Genomic DNA, 18,487 nt, shown 5'->3' with positions numbered 1-18,487 from the left:
GACAGGCCCCGGCAAGCTGTTCCTAATACCGGCCTATAAGTTCCGAAAAAAGGAACTTGAGGGAGGGGAAGTGAACGCCATCATGCCGGTCGGCTCAATTGCGCGTGCCCAAAGGGTTCTGTCGGCGCTGTCCGAGGCGCCGCTGGGCGCGAGTCTGACCGAGATCATGGCGCGCACCGGGTTCACCAAGACGACGACGCATCGCGTGCTCGCCTCGTTGCAGGAGGTGCACTACGCCTTTCAGGATCCCGACAGCCGCAAGTATCACCTGGGCAGCGCGCTGGCGCGGCTGGCGCGCACCGCCAACCGCAGCGACCTGGCCGCACTTGCCCGGCGCAGCATGCGGCGGCTGGCCGAGGTGTCGGAGGATACGATCTTTCTCTCCGCGCCGGAGGGGGCCGCCTCGATCTGCGTCTGCCGGGAACTGGGGGCCTTTCCGATCCGCACGCTCACCATCGACGCCGGCGACCGGGTGCCGCTGGGCGTGGGGGCGACCGGACAGGCGCTTTACGCCAGCACCCCCGAGGCCAGGCGCAGGGCTGCGGCCAGGGCGAACGAGCGTTGGATGTCCGATTTCAACATGTCCCCGGAACTGGCCGAGCAATGCTGCGCCGATTTCCAGACCCGTGGCTATGCCCTGAACCCCAGCCTGGTGATCCCGGGGATGAGCGCGATCGCCCTGCCGATCGTCACCCGCGCCGGACGCCTGGTGGCGGCGATGGGGATCGGGGCGATCAATGACAGGATGAGCGCGGCGCGCATCGAAGAGGAGTTGGTGCCGCTGCTGCGCGAGGAGGTGGGGGTGCTGGCCGAGAAGTTCAGCATCCTCGAACGGGAGGAGCTGATTTGAGCCTGCGCAATTTCGACACCCGGGCCGGGCTGGCCCGGCTGATCCTGATGGAGCGAATCCGCGCCTTTGAGGAAACCGCGCGCCGCGCTGCGGTCGAGGAGGGGCTGGTACTGGGCGCCATCCACCTGTCGATCGGGCAGGAGGCGGTGGCGGTTGGACTGATCGAGTCGCTGCGGCGCGACGACTACATCACCTCGACCCATCGCGGCCATGGCCACACGCTGGCCAAGGGCGCCGATCCGCAGGCGATGATGAAAGAGCTGCTGGGCCGCGCCGGCGGCTGCTGCGGCGGCAAGGGCGGCTCGATGCATATCGCCGATTTCGGGGTCGGCATGCTGGGCGCCAACGGCGTGGTGTCCGCAAATATCACCATCGCGGCTGGCGCCGCCCATGGGGTCAAGCTGCTGGGCGGCGATCAGGTGGTGGTCTGTTTCTTCGGCGACGGGGCGGCGAACCGGGGGCCGTTCCTGGAGGGGCTCAACTGGGCCGGCGTGTTCGATCTGCCGATCCTCTTCGTCTGCGAGGACAACCGCTATTCCGCCTCGACCCTGACCGCGGCGATGACCTCGGGCAATGTGGCCGGGCGCGCCCGCGCGCTGGGGCTGCGGGTGACCGAGATCGACGGCAACGATGTCGAGGAACTGGCCCAGGTCGCCGCCGAGATCACCGCCCGCATCCGCGAGACCGGGCAGCCCGAGTTCCTGCATGCGCTGACCTACCGGCTGGACGGTCACACCTATTTCGACCCGGCCACCTATCGCCCCGAGGGCGAGGCCGAGCGCATGAGGGCCGAGCGCGACCCGATCGCCCGCCAGCGCGAGTTGCTGTTCGAGGCCGGGCTCTCGGTCGCCGAACTGAACACGGTGCGCGAGGCCGCGCGGGACGAGATGGCGGCGGCGCTGGAGGCGGCCAGGGCCGCCCCCTGGCCCGACGAGGCCTCGGTGTTCGACGATGTGCAGGACGTCGGCTCGCCGGCGATGGAGGCCTTTTGATGGCGGTGATGAGCTATGCCGATGCGGCCAAGCTGGCGGTGGCCGAGGCGATGCGCGAGGACGACCGCGTCTGGTGCGTGGGCGAGGATCTGGGCCGCGGCGGGGTGTTCAAGCAATACACCGGGCTGGTCGAGGAATTCGGGCCGAAACGGATCAGCGACGCGCCGATCTCCGAGGCGGCGATCATGGGCGCGGCCTTTGGCGCGGCGATGGTCGGCACCCGGCCCATCGTCGAGATGCGGTTCGCCGATTTTGCCCTCTGCGCCACCGACGAGCTGGTCAACCAGATCGCCAAGGCGCGGTTCATGTTCGGCGGCCAGAGCCGCGCACCGATGGTGATCCGCAAGCCGATGGGAATGTGGCGCAGCTCGGCCGCGCAGCACAGCCAGAGCCTGGAGGGGTGGTATGCCCATATTCCCGGGCTGGTGGTCTGCTGCCCAGCGACGCCGCAGGACAATTATGCGATGATGCGCGCCGCCATCGCCTGCGACGATCCGGTGGTCTATCTAGAGCACAAGAACATCTGGGCGCTGGAGGGCGAGGTGGATACCTCGCTGCGCGGGGAATTCGGCAAGGCGCGGTTGCGGCGCAGCGGCGGGGACGTCACCATCGTCTCGTGGTCCGATACCGCCAACGTGGCCGAGGCCGCCGCCGGGGCGCTGGCGGACAGGGGCATCGCGGCCGAGGTGATTGACCTGATCAGCCTCTGGCCCTGGGACAAGCGGGCGGTTCTGGACAGCGTGAGGAAAACCGGACGGCTGATCGTCGCCCATGAGGCGGTCGCGGTCGGCGGCTTCGGCGCCGAGGTGGTGGCCACGGTGGCGCAGAGCGGGGCGCGGCTGTCCGCGCCGCCGGTGCGGCTGGGCGCGCCACGGTCGCTGGTGTCCTACGCGCCGAACCTTGAGGATAAATTGCGGGTCACGGCGGCGATGATCGCCGAGGCCGCGGACAAGATGATGGAGGCGGAACCGGCATGAGTTCGAACGAGATGACAGGCGGCGAGGCGCTGGTGCGGATGCTGCTGGCCCACGGGGCCGGGCCGATGTTCGGCATGGGCGGCTTTCAGTTGTTGCCGTTCTACGACGCGGCGCGGCGGCTGGGGCTGAACCACAACCTGATCAACGACGAACGCTGCGCGGTCTTCGCCGCCGACGCCTATGCCAAGGTCTCGGGGCGCGTCGGGCTGGTCGACGCCACGCTGGGGCCAGGGGCCACCAACCTGGTGACCGGTCTGGTCGAGGCGCTGAACGCGGGCAGTCCCCTGGTCGCCATCGTCGGCGACGCCCAGCGCGACCATGCCGGCAAGAACATGACACAGGAGACCGACCAGGTCGCCATCCTGCGTCCTGCCTGCAAGGCGCTGCTGCGCATCGAGGCGATCCAGCGCATCCCCGAGATCATGCGCCGCGCCTTTGCGCTGGCCACCTCCGGCCGTCCCGGCCCGGTGGTGGTGGACGTGCCCGAGGATATCGCCCACGGGCTCTGGGGCTTCGGGGACGACGATTTCGAGGTCGACCCGGCGCATCAGGCCGCCCCCGCCCTGCGCTGCCGCCCAGACGCGGGCAGCGTGGCAAAGGCGGCCGATATGATCGCCGGGGCCGAGCGCCCGATCCTGCTCTGCGGCGGCGGCATCCATATCAGCGGCGCGACCGCGGCGGTCACCCGCTTTGCCGAAGCGAACGGCATACCGGTGGCGCATACGATGTCCGGCAAGGGCGCCATCGCCTGCACATCGCCGCTGAGCGCGGGGCTGTTCGGGCGCTATGACCGCATCGCCAACGACCTGATCGCGGCCTCGGACTGTATCATCGTGGCCGGCTGCAAGCTGGGCGAGATTGCCACCAAGCGGTTCACCATCCCGCAGAAGGGCCAGAGGGTCATTCACCTGGACAATGTCGCCGAGGAGATGGGGCGCACCTATGAGCCAACTGTCAAACTCTGGGGCGATGCGCGCGAGGGGCTGAACGATCTGACCGAGGCGCTGACCGCCAGCGCCGCCGAGCAGCGCGCCGCGCGCGCCGGTTACCTGGCCGAGATCCCCGCGAAAATGCAGATATGGCATGACGAGGTGGCGGCCGAACGGCTCTATTCCGACGAAACGCCCGTCAACATGGCCCGGCTGATCACCGAGCTGAACACCCACCTGCCCGAGGATGGCCACCTGATCGCCGATGGCGGTTTCGCCGCCCATTGGGGCGGGCTGCTGTTCAACTCAAAACGCGCGCGGCGCAGCTTCGTGCCCGACCGCGGATTTGCCTCGATCGGCTATGGCCTGCCCGGCGCGATGGGCGCCCAGCTTGCCGCGCCCGACGCGGTGGTGGTCGGGCTGACCGGCGACGGCGGCTTCAACATGGTGCTGGGCGAGCTGGAGACCGCCCGGCGGATGGGTCTGGGCCTGACGGTGATCGTGGTGAACAATGCCGCCTCTGGCTATGTCAAGGCGCTGCAACACCTGATGTATGGCGAGGGCAACTATCAAAGTTCGGACCTTGCCGAAACCGACTACGCGGCGCTCGCCAATGCGATGGGCTGCCACGGGATTCGCGTCGAAAAGCCGGAGGAGCTGGCCGGCGCGTTGAAGGCCGCATTCGCGGAACGCAACCGGCCAAGCGTCATTGACGTGATGGTCACCAGAGACCCGGGCAAGATGCTGCCCGCCGTCGACAACCGGACCGTTCAGGTCAGGAAAGGCGATCGCGTGGCCTGAACACGCGAAATTTCAGGGAGGAAAGTCATGAAAGCGAAATTCGTCATATCAGTCTGCGCCGCGGCGCTGCTGGGCACGACGGCCACCGCGCGGGATATCGAGATGCAGGCGATTTTCCCGCAGACGCTGCCACTGCTGGGCAAGCCGGCCTGGGACATCTCCGCCAAGGTCGATGCGCTGACCGCCGGCGGCATCCACTTCGACGTCAAGAACCCCGGCGAGATCGTCTCGACCGGCGAGGTCTGGGATTCGGTCTCAACCGGCGCGGTCGAGTCGTCGTGGTATTCCATCGGCTTTGCCGAGGGTGTGGTGCCCTCGGCGCCGCTGTTCACCACCTTTCCCTTCGGACCCGACATCAAGGAATACGCCGCCTGGTGGTACTACGGCGGCGGCGAGCAGTTGTGGGCCGAGATCACCGAACCCTATGGCATCAAGACCGTGCATTGCAGCACGCTGGTGCCCGAGGCCTCGGGGTGGTTCCGCGACGAGATCAAGACCGTCGATGACCTCAAGGGCAAGAAAATGCGCTTCTTCGGTCTCGGCGCCAGCGTGATGGGCAAGCTGGGGGTCGAGGCGCAGTCGATGGGTCTGGCCGACACCATGTCTGCACTGAACACCGGCGCCATCGACAGCGCCGAGCTGGGATTTCCCTTTCTCGACAACATGGTGGGGATGTACGAGCACGCCAAGCACTACTATTTCCCCGGCTGGCACCAGCAGACCAGCTTTCTCAGCGTGATCATCAACATGGACACCTGGAACGCCCTGACCGAGCAGGAGCGCACAATCATCGAAACCGCCTGCGAGGCGCAGGTGCTGCGCACCATGGCCGAGGGCGAGGCGGTCCAGATGGAGCCGCTGGCCAAGATGCAGGCCGAGAACGGCGTGCAGGTCCACCGCTGGCCCGACGCGATCATGGCCGCCTATGAAAGCGCCTGGCAGGAGGTTGCTGCCGAGAAATCCGCCGCCGACGCGGATTTCAAGCGCACCTGGGACAGCATCCAGTCCTTCCGTGAAAACTATGCCCAGTGGAAGGAAATCGGCTACCTGAAGTAGGCGGATCGCAGCAACCGGTCCGGGCCGCAGGGAGGCGGCCCGGACCACCAACAAAGGGGGGAGGCGACATGCAGGCTGGGTTGAAACTGGCCGCCGGGCTGACACGCATCTGCGACGGGGCGGCGAGGATCGCCGCGGTCCTGATCTTCGTGCTGGTCTTCGTGATCATCTACGACGTGATCGGGCGCAAGTTCTTTGCCACCGGCTCGTTCCTGCTGCAGGAACTGGAATGGCACATCCACGGGGTGATCGCGGTCTTTGCCTTTGGCTATGCCTACACGCGCAACGCCCATGTGCGTATCGACGTGCTGGCCCACAGGATGAGCGACCGGTTCCGGCTGTGGCTGGAGTTCTGGGTCCTGCTGCTGCTGGTCATCCCGTTCTTCGGCTTTATCGTCTGGTACGGCTATGAGTTCGCCGAGCGCGCCTTTGTCCGCGGCGAGGGCGCCAATGGCGGGCGCGGCCTGCCCTATCGCTGGATCATCAAATCCGTGGTCCCGATCTCGGCGCTGCTGACCATCGCCGGATGCGTGGCAGTGGCGCTGCGCATCCTGGCGGTGCTGCGGCGGCCCGACCTTGTGCAAACACCATTCATCGAGCGGGGCCTATGGAAACGTTGAGCGAGATCCTTCCCGGGCTGATGTTCCTGGCCCTGATCGCAGGGCTGTTCACCGCCCTGCCCGTCCCGGTGGTGCTCTGCGCCATCACCCTGATCTTTGCGGTGATCGCCATGGCCCTGGGCGAGATGCGGTTCGTGCATTTCTCGCTGATCCCCACCCGCATCTACGGCGGGGTGATCGACAACGCGGTGCTGGTGGCGGCGCCGATGTTCATCTTCATGGGCGTGGTGATGGAAAAGACGCGGATCGCCGAGGATCTGCTGATGACCCTGCAAAAGCTGCTGTCGCGGGTGCCCGGCGGGCTGGCCCTTGCCGTGGTGCTGATGGGCACGATCCTGGCCGCCGCCACCGGCATCATCGGCGCCTCGGTGGTGATGCTGACGGTGATGGCGTTGCCGACGATGCTGCGGGCGGGCTATTCCCCGGCGCTGGCGACCGGCACCGTGGCCAGCGCCGGCACGCTGGGCATCCTGATCCCGCCCTCGGTGATGCTGGTGTTCATGAGCGATCTGCTGTCGCTCAACCTGGCCAAGGTCTTTGTCGCGGCCTTTCTGCCCGGGCTGTTCCTGGCCGGGGTCTATCTGGTCTATCTGGTGCTGCGCGCGATGCTGCGCCCGGGCGAGACGCCCGCCGCCGGCGCGCTCAGCTCCGAGGATCGCAAGGGACTGTGGCGCGAGGCGGTGCTCTCGGTCTCTTTCCCGCTGATCCTGATCGTCGCGGTGCTGGGCTCGATCATCGGCGGCTTTGCCAGCCCGACCGAGGCCGCAGGCGTCGGCGCCTTTGCCGCGCTGCTGCTGGGACTGGTGCGCGGCCGGCTGTCGCTGGATGTGCTGGGCGAGGCGACCGACAGCTCGCTGCGCACCATCGCGCTGCTGTTCTTCATCTTCGCCGCCGCCACCGCCTTTTCCTATGTGTTCCGCAAGATCGGCGGTGACGATTTCATCATCGATCTGGCGCGCAGCATGGCCTTGGGCGACTGGGGGCTGCTGTTCGCGATGATGGCGATGGTGTTCATCATGGGCTTTTTCTTCGACTGGATCGAGATCACGCTGATCCTGCTGCCGATTTTCGCCCCGATCGTGAACCTGATGGACCTGGGCACGCATATTCCCAAGGCGGATCTGGTCTATTGGTTCACCATCCTGGTGGCGGTCAACCTGCAGACCTCTTTCCTGACCCCGCCGTTCGGCTTTGCGCTGTTCTACATGAAGGGGGCGGCGGGCGATCTGGTGTCGATGCGCCAGATCTATCGCGGTATCGTCCCCTTTGTGCTGGTGCAGGTGGCGGTCCTGTTCATCCTGATCTGGCAGCCCGACATCGCCATGTGGCTGCCCCACCAGGTGCTGAGCGATTGACCCGGCTCGCGGGCAAGCGTGCCGCGATCATCGGCGCGGGTTCGGTCGGGCCGGGCTGGGGCAACGGCAAGGCGACGGCGGTCCGTTTTGCCCAGGAAGGGGCGCGGGTGCTCTGCGTTGACCGCGACGCGGCGGCGGCGGACGAGACCGCGCAGCTGATCCGCGCCGGGGGCGGCGCCGCCGAGACCCTCGAGGCCGATGTCACCGCCCCCGGGACCGGCGCGGCGGTGATGGAGGCGATGCGACGGCACTGGGGCGGCATCGACATCCTGGATTACAACGTCGGCATCAGCGCGCCGGGCGGCATTCTGGAGACCAGCGACGAGGACTGGGCGCGGATCTTCGAGATCAACCTCAACGCCGCGATGCGCCTCACCCGCGCCACCCTGCCGGCGATGCGCGATCAGGGCAGCGGCGCCTATATCTATGTCTCCTCGCTGGCCGCGGTCTATTCGGCGCCCTACAGCTATCTCTCCTACGAGGTGTCCAAGATGGCGCTGATCCGGCTTGCCCGGTCGGTGGCCCGCGAAAACGCCGCCCATGGCGTGCGCGCCAACGCGATCCTGCCGGGGGTGATCGAGACCCCGCACGTGACGGCCTTTGTCGACGGGCAGACCGACCCGGAGGAGCTGGCCGCAAAACGCGCCGCGATGGTTCCGATGGGCCGCCAGGGCACCGCCTGGGACGTTGCCAATGCCGCGCTCTACCTCGCCTCGGACGAGGCCGGCTTCGTCACCGGGGTCGAGCTGCGGGTCGATGGCGGGCTGACCGCCTGAACCGGGCGCCGCCGGCCCCGGCCGGATCCCGGTCGCACGACCATTCGTGAAAGGATTTTTCCAATCCATCACGTCTCTGTCATTATCTTGACATATGGGCCGGATATCAGGGAAACTCTGAGTGCCGCGCGCGTTTGCGCGCCGGCCCGCTGTGTTGCGTCAGCCCGTCTGGCACGGCTTGAAATGCCGCGCCATGTAATGTGAAACTTTTATTATCCCATTGACATAAAAGGGTTTTTCGCCGAATCTTCCGCCACCGTTAATCCGAAACGTTTCACTGGGAAAGTACGATGAAACATGTTGCCACGGCGGTCTGCTCCGCCCTTACGATCGCCTTTGCCTGCGGCACGACGCCGGCATCCGCTGATACCCTGCGCCTGCTGACCTGGGGCGGTTACGCCCCCGAGAACGTGGTGGCCAAATTCGAGGAAGAGACCGGCCACACCGTCGAGGTCACCAAGTCGAACAACGAAGAGATGATCGCCAAGCTGCGCGCCACCGGCGGCGGCGGCTTTGACCTTGCCCAACCCAGCCAGGACCGGATCGCCGGCCCGCAGGCCGAGTTCGGCATCTACAAGCCGATCGACCTGTCCAAAATCGACGCTGCGCTGTTCATCCCCTCGATGCTGGCGGCCACCAAGGCCAACACCACCGTCGGCGGCGAAATCTATGGTGTGCCGCATGTCTGGGGCACCTCGGGCCTGGTGGTCGACACCAGCAAGGCGCCGTCGGTCAAGGATTACACCGACCTGTGCGGCGCCGACGTGGCAGGCAAGGTTTCCTACCGGCTCAAGCGTCCGACGCTGATCGGTTTCGCCTTTGCCATGGGCATGGACCCCTTCGCCGCCTATGGCGACGAGGCCGCCTACAAAGAGGTCATGGACAAGGTCGAGGCCAAGCTGGTCGACTGCAAGCCCAACGTTAAGACCTATTGGGGCGGCGGCGACGAGCTGATGGGCCTGATGCGGTCGGGCGAAACCGTGGCCGCGATGGCCTGGGACACCGGCGGCTGGAAACTGAACGCCGACAACCCCGACATCACCTTTGTCGCCCCGGCTTCGGGTGCGCTGGGCTGGGTCGACACCTTTGCCCTGCCGGCCAAGGGCCGCGCCGATGATGCCGCCTATGCCTGGATCAACTTTGTGATGCGCCCCGAGATCGCCGCCATGATCACCGAGGCCGCCGGCAACTTCACCGCCTCCAAGGGCGCCGACGAGTTTGCCGCCGCCGACCTCAAGGCGCGCTACCAGGCCAGCTTCCCGCCGGAAGCGCTGGACAACATCAAGTGGTATCCGCCGGTTCCCGCCGGTCTGGAGGCCATCGAAGGTGGTGTGCTGGACCGCGTCAAAGCAGCCCAGTAACCCGAACGTCACGAAAACCAGCGGCACCCGGACCCGGTCCGGGTGCCGCATGTTCAATTCCGGAAGCCTCCATGACCCCCGATCTCGAATGCCTGAACCTGGTCAAGCGGTTCGGTGACACGACCGCAGTGGACACTGTCTCGTTCGACGTGCCGCGCGGCTCGTTCTTTTCCATCCTCGGTCCCTCGGGCTGTGGCAAGACCACGATCATGCGCATGATCGCGGGCTTTCTCGAGCCCACCTCCGGCGACATCCAGATCCGCGGCCGCTCGGTCCTGAACACGCCGCCGAACAAGCGCCCGGTGAACATGGTGTTCCAGCATCTGGCACTGTTCCCGATGATGACCATCGCCGAGAACATCGGCTATGGCCTGCGCCGCAAGGGGATGCCCAGGGACGAGATCGCCCGCAAGGTCGACGAGGCGCTGGAGCGGATCGGCCTGCCGGGCATCGGAAATCGCAAGGTCGATGAGCTGTCCGGCGGCCAGAAACAGCGCGTGGCCATCGCCCGCTGCATGGTGCTGGAGCCCGACGTGCTGCTGCTGGACGAACCTCTGGGCGCGCTGGATCTGAAACTGCGCGAGCGGATGAAGGTCGAGCTCAAGGCGTTGCAGGCGGCCTTTGACACCACCTTTATTTATATCACCCACGACCAGTCCGAGGCGCTGGTGATGTCCGACCAGATCGCGGTGATGAACAACGGCCGGTTCGAACAGATCGGCTCGGGGCAGGATCTGTATTACCGCCCCGCCTCGGCCTTTGTTGCCGGATTCGTCGGCGACACCAACCGCTGGTCCGGCCAGGTCACCCGCATCGAGGGCGACGAGATGGAGATCCGCACCGACAGCGGGCTGCTGCTGCGCGGGGCCAGCCATGGCCGGCCGCTGAGCGCCGGGGACAGCGCCCAGATCTTTGTCCGCCCCGAGGCGATCCGTATCGCCCATGATACCGAGGAGCTGTCCCATTTCGATAACCGGATGACCGGGCGCGTCGCCTCGCTTCTGTTCAACGGCGCGGCCAGCCGGATCATCGTGCAGGATCCCGACGGGCGCGAAGAGATCGAGGTGAACCTGCCGCAATCGGGCGAATTCGCCGGGCTCAAGCGCGGCGCCGAGGTGCATATCGGCTGGTCCGGCGCCCAGGGCAACTGTTTCGCCGCCGGAGTCCGTTGAATGCGCGCACAAGCGAAACTGGGTCTGTTCCTGCTGCTCTCGCCGCTGCTGCTGTGGCTGACGCTGTTGATCCTGATCCCGCATGTGGACATGCTGCTGGTGTCGCTGCGCGAACGCATCGGCGTCGGCCAGTACCAGATCGGCCTGGGCAATTACTTCACCTTCTTTAGCGAACCGCTGTATCTGCGCACCTTCCTGCGCACGGCGGTAATGTCGATTCTGGCCACCGCGATCACCCTTTTGATCGCCTTCCCGGTCTCCTACTACATCGCCAAGATGGCGCGCGGGCGGGTGCGCTCGGCGCTGTTCCTGCTGTGTCTGGTGCCGTTCTGGGTATCGGAACTGGTGCGCACCTTCGGCTGGATGATCCTGCTGCGGGAAACCGGCATCATCTCGAACCTGCTGCAGATCCTGAACCTGACCGACGGCCCGGTCGAGCTGCTGTACAACGACGCCGCGATCATGGTCGGGCTGGTCTATACCTCGATGCTGTTCATGGTGGTGCCGCTAGTGACCACGCTGGAAAGCCTGCCGGACGAGGTGATCGAGGCCGGCTATGACCTGGGCGGCAGCGGCCTCTCCGTGCTGCGCGAGATCGTGATCCCGCACGCCATGCCCGGCATCGTCTCGGGGTGCATCGTGGTGTTCATGCTGAGCCTGGGCAATTACCTGACGCCGACCATGCTGGGCGGCAAGGACAGCCTGTGGTTCACCGAGCTGATCTATTCCCAGTTCATCGTCCGCTTCAACTGGGAGCTGGGCGCGGCCTTTGGCTTCATGCTGCTGATCCTGTCCTCGACCATCGTCTGGGGGATGCTGAAGCTGACCGGCCAGTCGCTGGAAAAGACAATGGGTTGAGGACACTGTACAAATGATCCCCTCGATTCCCCGATCCCGCTTTCTCACGGCCAGCTACACGGCCTATATCGTGCTGTTCTTCATCTTCCTCGCGCTGCCGCTGGTGGTGGTCGCGGTCTTTGCCTTCAACGACAGCCAGTTTCCCTCGCTGCCGTGGGAGGGGTTCACCTGGTCCTGGTTCTTTGGCGATGCGCGGCCGATGATCGGCGTCTTCCACGAGCGCCCGATCCTGCGCGCCATCGGCACCTCGGCCATCGTCGCCGTCTTCGTGTCGATCCTGTCTGTCGGCGTCGGGCTGTCCAACGCCTTTCTGTTCAACCGCTACCGCTTTCCGGGGCAAGGCATCCTCTATGTCTTCATGCTGCTGCCACTGGTGATCCCGGGCATCGTGCTGGGCATTTCGATCCTCGTCGCCTCCAGCCGCGCCGCCGAGGGGCTGTGGGATATGGCGCAATGGGATGTGGCGGCGCTGCGTCCCGGGCTGACACTGGTGATCCTCGGGCAGTTCTCTTTCGTCGCCACCATCGCCACGCTGGTCATCGCGGCACGGTTGCAGAAGTTCGACCAGACGCTGGAGGAGGCGGCGCTGAACCTGGGCGCGAACCGGCTGACGGCGGTGCGCACGGTGACCCTGCCCTATCTGATGCCCGCAATGATCGGCGCCTTTGTGGTGGCCTTCCTGATGAGCTTCGAGAACTTCAACACCACGCTGATGCTGGTGGGCTCGGACGCGCCGCTGACCATCGCCATGTTCGACCGGCTGAAGGAAGGCTCGACGCCTCTGCTGAACGCGGTATCCCTGTTGCTGATGCTGGTCTCCAGCGGGCTGGCGTTGATCATGATCTTTGCCCAACGCCGCGACTGACGCAGCGCGAAATCCCGCCGGAGCTGTTGCGGAGGCGCCGGGTCAGGACGCGGCGGTTCCGGCGTCCTGCAACACCTGCTCCAGGAAATGGCCGGTTTCGCGGTAATGGGCGTCCAGAAGGTCGGCGGCCCGCTCCGGATCACGTGCCAGCGCGGCGTCAAGGATCGCCCTGTGCTCGGCCCCGACGTCGCGTTCGCGCCGCAGCGTGGCGCAGCGCAGGGCGAGGACACGATAGCGTTCGGTCTCGGTGTTCAGCTTGGCGGCAAAATCCAGCAGCCAGGTCGAGCCGCAGGCGGAAATCAAGGCCAGGTGAAATTCCCGGTGCCGCCGCTCCAGCTCTTCCAGCGCGGCCGTGTCGGCCCCGTCGGCCGCACCTGTGCCCAGCCGCTGCACGATCAGCGACAGCGCGTGGAAACTGGCGACCAGCGTCGCCTCCCAATCGTCGCCGCCCTGATCGATCGACAGCCGCAGCGCCTCGGCCTCGATAAGGATACGGCTGTTCACCGCGTCCCACATTTCCGCAACCGAGAGCGAACGGACGCGAAAGCCGCGCTGCGCGGCGGAGACCACCAGCCGTTCCCCCTGCAGCCGGTTCAGCGCCTCGCGCAGGGGCGAGAAGCCAACGCCGTAGTCCCGCTTCAACTGCTCCAGCCGCAGCGGTTGCAGCGGTGGAAACCGGCCCTGCACGATATCGGTGCGCAGCCTTTCATAAACGGTGTCGGACAGGGTCATGATGCCTCCCGCAGGGATGCCCGGCGGCCCCGGGGTTGATCCATCCTTGCCCGGGAAATCGATGTTTGTCCAGATTTTCGAAATTTCTTCTTTACATCGAATATCTGCTCACACAGGCTTGGGCCGATTGCAGAGGGAGGGCCCCATGTCCAGGCATGACCAATACCGCGAGGAGGTGGCCGGCCGGGCCAATGTCGAAGACACGCCCGAGCTGGTCGAATATTATGGCGATCTGAAGCGGAAGGGCGCCGGGGCGCTGTGGACCGTGGCGAACAAGATCGAACCGTGGGAGCCGGCCTCCAGCTCGGTGCCGATGCTGTGGCGCTACAGGGATCTGCGCGCGGACGTTCTGCGTTCGCTCGATCTGGTGACGCCGGAAAAGGCCGGGCGGCGGGTGATCTATCTGGACAACCCCGGCCGCTCGGACGTGGCCGCCGCCGTCGGCTGGATCTATGCCGGGCTGCAGGTGATGCGGCCGGGCGAGCGCGCATCGGCGCACCGCCATTCGGCCAGCGCGATCCGCTTCATCATGGAAGGATCAGGCGCCTATACGGTGGTCGACGGGCACAAGATGACGCTGGGGGCCAACGATTTCGTGCTGACGCCCAATGGCACCTGGCACGAGCATGCCGTCTCCGAGGACGGCAGCGAGTGCATCTGGCAGGACGGGCTCGACATTCCCTTCGTCAACGCGATGGAGGCCAATTTCTATGAGGTGCATCCGGACCTGCAGCAGGCGGTGACCCATCCGGTCAACGACATGACCCGCACCTGGGGCAACCCCGGCCTGAAACCGGGCGGGGGTAAGTGGGAAAAGGGTTACAGCCCGCTGTTCAAATACGAATGGGATCGTACGCACGAGGCGTTGCATAACCTCGCGGGCGTCTGCGACGGCTCGCCCCATGACGGCATCCTGATGGAATACGTGAACCCGGTCACCAACGGGCCGGTGATGCAAACGATGGGCGCCTCAATGCAGATGCTGCGCCCCGGCGAGAAGACCAAGGCCCATCGCCACACCGGCAGCTACCTTTATCAGGTCTGCAAGGGGTCCGGGCATTCGGTGATCAACGGCCAGAGGTTCGACTGGAACGAGCGTGACATCTTCTGCGTACCGAGCTGGGCCTGGCATGAACATGCCAATGCCTCGGCCAGCGAAGAGGCCTGCCTGTTCTGCCTGAACGACCTGCCGGTGATGCGGGCGCTGGGGCTCTACCGCGAAGAGGCTTTGGCCGAAAACGACGGGCATCAGCCCGTGACCGTCTGAGGAGACATATATGAAACTGGTGACTTTCCGCGCCGCCGCCGACGCGGCGGGCCGTCTGGGTGTGGTGCTGGACGATATCGTGGTGGATGTGGCGGCGCTGGGGGCGGCGATCGGCCAGCCCCTGCCCGGCGCCATGCTGGAGCTGATCGATCTGGGCCGCCCCGGCCTGGATGCGCTGCAGGCGGTGATCTATGAGCAGAGCAATCTCTGGCCGATGGGCACGGCGCGGCCGCTGGCCAATGTGACGCTGCTGGCGCCGATCCCGCGCCCGCGCAAGAACATCTTTGGCATCGGTCTGAACTATGCCGAGCATGTAGAGGAATCGAGCCGGGCGCTGGATACCGCCAAGGAAATGCCGAGCGAGCCGGTGATCTTTTCCAAGCCGCCGACCGCCGTCACCGGCCCGGGCGCGCCGGTGCAGCATGACATCACCATGACCCGGCAACTCGACTGGGAGGTGGAGCTGGCGGTGATCATCGGCAACCGGGCCACCAAGGTCCGTGAGGACAATGCGATGTCCCATGTCTGGGGCTATTCGGTGATGATCGACATCTCGGCCCGCGACAACCGCCGCGCCGGGCAGTGGATCTATTCCAAGGGAATGGACAGCTATGCCCCCTTCGGGCCGATGATCGTGACGGCGGATGAAATCGACGATCCGCACGGGCTGGACCTGTGGCTGACCGTGAACGGGGTCGAAAAGCAGCGCTCGAACACCAAGCACATGTACTTCAAGATCCCGGCCCTGATCGCGGATCTGAGCAAGGGGATCACGCTGGAGCCCGGCGATATCATCGCCACCGGCACGCCCGAGGGCGTCGGCGCGGGGCGCGATCCGCAGGAATGGCTCTGGCCCGGGGATGTGATCGAGGCCGGCGTCGAGGGGATCGGCGTGCTGCGCAACCCGGTGATCGCCGCCGGTCCGGCGGAAACCGGCGGCCAGCGCGGATAAATGCACTGGCGCGGGCGGTTTTTCCTGCCCGCGCCGCAACAGGCCGAGGCCCATGTTCTATAACTGCGCGGACCATCCCGACCAATTCGTCTACAAGCTGATGACCGCGACGATCACGCCGCGCCCGATCGCCTGGGTCACCACGCGGTCGGCGGATGGGGTGGTGAACGCCGCGCCCTACAGTTTCTTCAACATGATGGGGCACGAGCCGCCCACCGTGGCGCTGGGGTTGTTGCGCGATCCGGACAAGGGGCTGAAGGACACCGCCGAGAACATCTCGGCCACCGGGGAATTCGTGGTCAATCTGGTGGCGCGGGGGATGGCGGAGGCGATGAATGTCACCGCGATCAACGCGCCGAGAGGCGTGAGCGAGGTGGATCTCGCGGGGCTGGAAACGGCGCCCTCAACCCTGATCGCACCGCCTCGGCTGGCGGAGGCTCCGGTGTCTTTCGAATGCCGGCTGCTCAGCGCGGTGATGACCGGGCCGAAACAGATGATCGCCATTGGCCGGGTGGTGGCGATCCATATCGCCGACCGCTTTATGCTCGATGCCGGGCGGGGCCATGTGGACACGCCCGCGCTGGACCTGATCGCGCGGATGCACGGCAGCGGCTGGTACAAGGCCGGCGGCGCGATGTTCCAGATGGACCGTCCGGTCTATGCGCCGGAGCGGGACGGTTAGCATGGGCGCGACCGCAAAGACACGATAGCGGCCCGCACCCGGATTCCGTCGCCCCGACGCCCTGACCTTTACCGTTTTCCGCGCCGCGGCGTGTCAAAGCCGCCCGGGCGGGCGGCGCCCGGTTTGCGGGGCTTGCCCGGCGCCTTGCCCGGTCCTTTGCCCGCCCCCTTGGGCGAAAACCGCTTGGAGACATCGCGGGCGTCGCCGGGCGATGCCGACGGTTTGCCCTTGGGCTTGTCCTTTGGCTTGTGCGCCGGTTTCCCAGCGGGTTTTCCTTCGAATTTTCCGGCGGTCTTTCCGGCCGGTTTTCCCGGGGACGCCTTGCGTTTTTCCGGTGCCGGCTTGTCCTCGGTCCAGGCACGGGGTTTCGCGGCGGCGGGGCTCGCCGAGTGCCGCGGCTTTTTCTTGCCCTCGGGCTTGGGGGATGGGCCGGCATCGGAGCGCACCTCGTCCCGGACCGGGGCCGCCGGGGTCACCGGGGCCGCCGGAGCCGGCGCGGGCGCCCTGCGCGGGGCGCCTTCGTTTCGGGGTTTGTCCCCGGTGCCGGCAGCCCTGGGCGCGCGCGGCCGTGCGGCGTCCGGCCGCGGGCCGCGCCGTTGCGGCGACAGGTCGGGCGCGCTGTCCAGCAGCCGCGCGGCAATCCCTTTTTCAAGCACCCCATCCGCGCCCAGAGCGGCCATGAACCCCTCGACGCTTGCTTCGGACAACTCAACAAAGGTTTCGCTGTCCTGTACCCGGATGGCGCCGATCGCGGATTTGTCGAGGTTGCCCGCGCGGCACAGAAGCGGTAGGAGCCAGCGCGCCTCGGCCCGGTCTTTGTGACCGGCGGAGAGCGCGATCCAGCGGCTCGGACCAAAGTCTCGGTCGGCGCGCGCCGCGGGTTTCGTGTCGGGCGGAAGCAGTTCCTCGGGGGCCGCGTGGCGCGACCGGTACAGGCGCAGATAGGCGGCGGCGATCACCTCGGGGCTGTGAAGCGCAAGCAGTTTGGCGGCGAAATCGGTCTGCGCCTCGGTCAACGGCTCGTTCCAGGCGGGATCGGACAAAAGACGCTCTTCGTCCTGCCGCAGGATGCCTTCGGCCGAGGGGGCAACCGTCCATTCGGCGGAAATCTTGGCCCATTTCAGCAGCCGCTCGGCCTTGTTGACCGCCTTCGGCGGCACGATCAGCGCCGAGATGCCCTTGCGCCCGGCCCGCCCGGTGCGGCCCGAGCGGTGCAGCAGCCCTTCGGTATTGCTTGGCAAATCGGCATGGATCACCAGGTTGAGGTTCGGCAGGTCGATGCCGCGCGCCGCCACATCGGTGGCCACGCAGACCCGCGCCCGGCCGTCGCGCATCGCCTGCAGCGCGTGCGAGCGCTCGCTCTGGCTCAGCTCGCCCGACAGGCTGACCACGGCCAGGCCGCGGTTGGACAGCCGCGCGGTCAGATGGTTCACCGCCGCGCGGGTATTGGCGAAGACGATGGCGCTTTCATCATGGTGAAAGCGCAGCAGATTGAAGATCGCATGTTCGCTGTCCGGCGCGGCAACCCGCAGCGCCTGATAGGAGATGTCGGCATGCTGCTCGGTGCCGCTCAGCGTATTGATCCGCCGCGCGTCGCGCTGGAACTTCTGCGCCAGCTTGGCGATCGTCGGCGGCACGGTGGCCGAGAACAACAGGGTTCGCCGGTCTTCCGGCGCCGCGCCGAGAATGAATTCGAGATCCTCGCGGAACCCCAGATCGAGCATCTCGTCGGCCTCGTCGAGGATCGCAACCCGCAACCCGCTGAGATCGAGCGAGCCGCGCTCGATATGGTCGCGCAGACGCCCCGGCGTGCCGACCACGATATGCGCGCCCCGATCCAGCGCGCGGCGTTCGTCCCGCATGTCCATGCCGCCGACGCAGGAGGCAACCACCGCCCCGGTCCGCGCGTAAAGCCAGGCCAGCTCGCGTTTGACCTGAAAGGCCAGCTCCCGGGTCGGCGCGACGACAAGGGCCAGCGGTTCTGCCGCAGGGCCAAACACGACCTCGTCGCCCAGAAGCGTGGGGGCGATGGCAAGACCGAAGCCGACAGTCTTTCCCGAGCCGGTTTGCGCCGAAACCAGGAGATCGGATGTCGCGACGTCCGGCGCGATCACCGCCTCTTGCACAGGGGTCAATTTGTCGAAACCACGCTCGGCGAGCGCCTCGGACAGGGGGGTGATCATAAGGGACATTCCATGGACGGCGGAGTAAGGAACCGCGAAGAGGGCCAAAGCGGCACGAG

17 protein-coding genes are annotated in these 18,487 nt (G+C 66.4%); 15 read left to right on the top strand and 2 right to left on the bottom strand.

The window, feature by feature from the left end; all coding sequences use genetic code 11:
* Window positions 1–70 precede the first annotated feature (70 nt).
* The 12 genes from E1832_RS10680 to E1832_RS10625 all read left to right on the top strand — a co-directional run bounded on the left by E1832_RS10680 (window position 71) and on the right by E1832_RS10625 (window position 12,612).
* Window positions 71–850 (top strand): IclR family transcriptional regulator, encoded by a 780-nt coding sequence (locus E1832_RS10680; RefSeq protein ID WP_133359739.1) that lies wholly within the window; start codon window positions 71–73, stop codon window positions 848–850.
* On the top strand, window positions 847–1,842 hold the full coding sequence (locus E1832_RS10675) for a thiamine pyrophosphate-dependent dehydrogenase E1 component subunit alpha (RefSeq protein ID WP_206021041.1): 996 nt from the start codon (window positions 847–849) through the stop codon (window positions 1,840–1,842). The genes E1832_RS10680 and E1832_RS10675 overlap by 4 nt, the downstream gene beginning before the upstream one ends.
* Window positions 1,842–2,819 (top strand): alpha-ketoacid dehydrogenase subunit beta, encoded by a 978-nt coding sequence (locus E1832_RS10670; protein WP_133359738.1) that lies wholly within the window; start codon window positions 1,842–1,844, stop codon window positions 2,817–2,819. The genes E1832_RS10675 and E1832_RS10670 overlap by 1 nt, the downstream gene beginning before the upstream one ends.
* Window positions 2,816–4,549, top strand: a complete 1,734-nt coding sequence (locus tag E1832_RS10665; RefSeq protein WP_133359737.1) for a thiamine pyrophosphate-binding protein — start codon at window positions 2,816–2,818, stop codon at window positions 4,547–4,549. The genes E1832_RS10670 and E1832_RS10665 overlap by 4 nt, the downstream gene beginning before the upstream one ends.
* 27 nt (window positions 4,550–4,576) lie before the next feature.
* Window positions 4,577–5,605: a TRAP transporter substrate-binding protein gene (locus E1832_RS10660; RefSeq protein ID WP_245513939.1), complete on the top strand. Its 1,029-nt coding sequence runs from the start codon at window positions 4,577–4,579 to the stop codon at window positions 5,603–5,605.
* A 68-nt stretch (window positions 5,606–5,673) separates the two neighbouring features.
* Window positions 5,674–6,225, top strand: a complete 552-nt coding sequence (locus tag E1832_RS10655) for a TRAP transporter small permease subunit (RefSeq protein ID WP_133359736.1) — start codon at window positions 5,674–5,676, stop codon at window positions 6,223–6,225.
* Entirely contained in the window at window positions 6,213–7,580 is a 1,368-nt protein-coding gene (locus tag E1832_RS10650; RefSeq protein ID WP_133359735.1) for a TRAP transporter large permease, read from the top strand. Before E1832_RS10655 ends, E1832_RS10650 begins: the two co-directional genes overlap by 13 nt.
* A complete protein-coding gene (locus E1832_RS10645) occupies window positions 7,577–8,356 on the top strand; it encodes an SDR family NAD(P)-dependent oxidoreductase (protein ID WP_133359734.1) in 780 nt (259 codons plus the stop codon). Before E1832_RS10650 ends, E1832_RS10645 begins: the two co-directional genes overlap by 4 nt.
* 290 nt (window positions 8,357–8,646) lie before the next feature.
* Window positions 8,647–9,717 (top strand): extracellular solute-binding protein, encoded by a 1,071-nt coding sequence (locus E1832_RS10640; protein WP_133359733.1) that lies wholly within the window; start codon window positions 8,647–8,649, stop codon window positions 9,715–9,717.
* A 71-nt stretch (window positions 9,718–9,788) separates the two neighbouring features.
* Window positions 9,789–10,889 (top strand): ABC transporter ATP-binding protein, encoded by a 1,101-nt coding sequence (locus E1832_RS10635; protein ID WP_133359732.1) that lies wholly within the window; start codon window positions 9,789–9,791, stop codon window positions 10,887–10,889.
* Window positions 10,890–11,747, top strand: a complete 858-nt coding sequence (locus E1832_RS10630) for an ABC transporter permease (RefSeq protein WP_133359731.1) — start codon at window positions 10,890–10,892, stop codon at window positions 11,745–11,747.
* Window positions 11,748–11,760: 13 nt separating this feature from the next.
* Window positions 11,761–12,612, top strand: a complete 852-nt coding sequence (locus tag E1832_RS10625; protein WP_133359730.1) for an ABC transporter permease — start codon at window positions 11,761–11,763, stop codon at window positions 12,610–12,612.
* Window positions 12,613–12,654: 42 nt separating this feature from the next.
* On the opposite strand, the gene E1832_RS10620 is transcribed toward E1832_RS10625, so the two are convergent.
* Complete coding sequence (locus E1832_RS10620; protein WP_133359729.1) at window positions 12,655–13,344, bottom strand: FCD domain-containing protein; 690 nt, start codon at window positions 13,342–13,344, stop codon at window positions 12,655–12,657.
* Window positions 13,345–13,489: 145 nt separating this feature from the next.
* Here E1832_RS10620 and E1832_RS10615 point away from each other — a divergent pair, with 145 nt between their 5' ends.
* Genes E1832_RS10615 through E1832_RS10605 form a run of 3 tightly spaced genes read left to right on the top strand, consistent with a single transcriptional unit; the run spans window position 13,490 to window position 16,245 of the window.
* Complete coding sequence (locus tag E1832_RS10615) at window positions 13,490–14,611, top strand: cupin domain-containing protein (RefSeq protein WP_133359728.1); 1,122 nt, start codon at window positions 13,490–13,492, stop codon at window positions 14,609–14,611.
* 10 nt (window positions 14,612–14,621) lie between these two features.
* Window positions 14,622–15,563: a fumarylacetoacetate hydrolase family protein gene (locus E1832_RS10610; RefSeq protein WP_133359727.1), complete on the top strand. Its 942-nt coding sequence runs from the start codon at window positions 14,622–14,624 to the stop codon at window positions 15,561–15,563.
* A 52-nt stretch (window positions 15,564–15,615) separates the two neighbouring features.
* The gene (locus E1832_RS10605) at window positions 15,616–16,245 is read left to right on the top strand and encodes a flavin reductase family protein (RefSeq protein WP_133359726.1); all 630 of its coding nucleotides are present in this window, start codon (window positions 15,616–15,618) and stop codon (window positions 16,243–16,245) included.
* Between the two features lie 68 nt (window positions 16,246–16,313).
* Here E1832_RS10605 and E1832_RS10600 read toward each other — a convergent pair whose 3' ends face one another.
* Window positions 16,314–18,428 carry a DEAD/DEAH box helicase gene (locus E1832_RS10600; protein WP_133359725.1) on the bottom strand — a complete coding sequence of 705 codons (2,115 nt, stop codon included), beginning with the start codon at window positions 18,426–18,428 and terminating at the stop codon, window positions 16,314–16,316.
* Window positions 18,429–18,487 lie beyond the last annotated feature (59 nt).

It is taken from the genome of Antarcticimicrobium luteum, from assembly GCF_004358185.1.
In the GTDB taxonomy this organism is placed as follows: domain Bacteria; phylum Pseudomonadota; class Alphaproteobacteria; order Rhodobacterales; family Rhodobacteraceae; genus Antarcticimicrobium; species Antarcticimicrobium luteum.
Note: the sequence above shows the minus strand (reverse complement) of the source record. Positions and strands in the feature narration are given on the sequence as shown.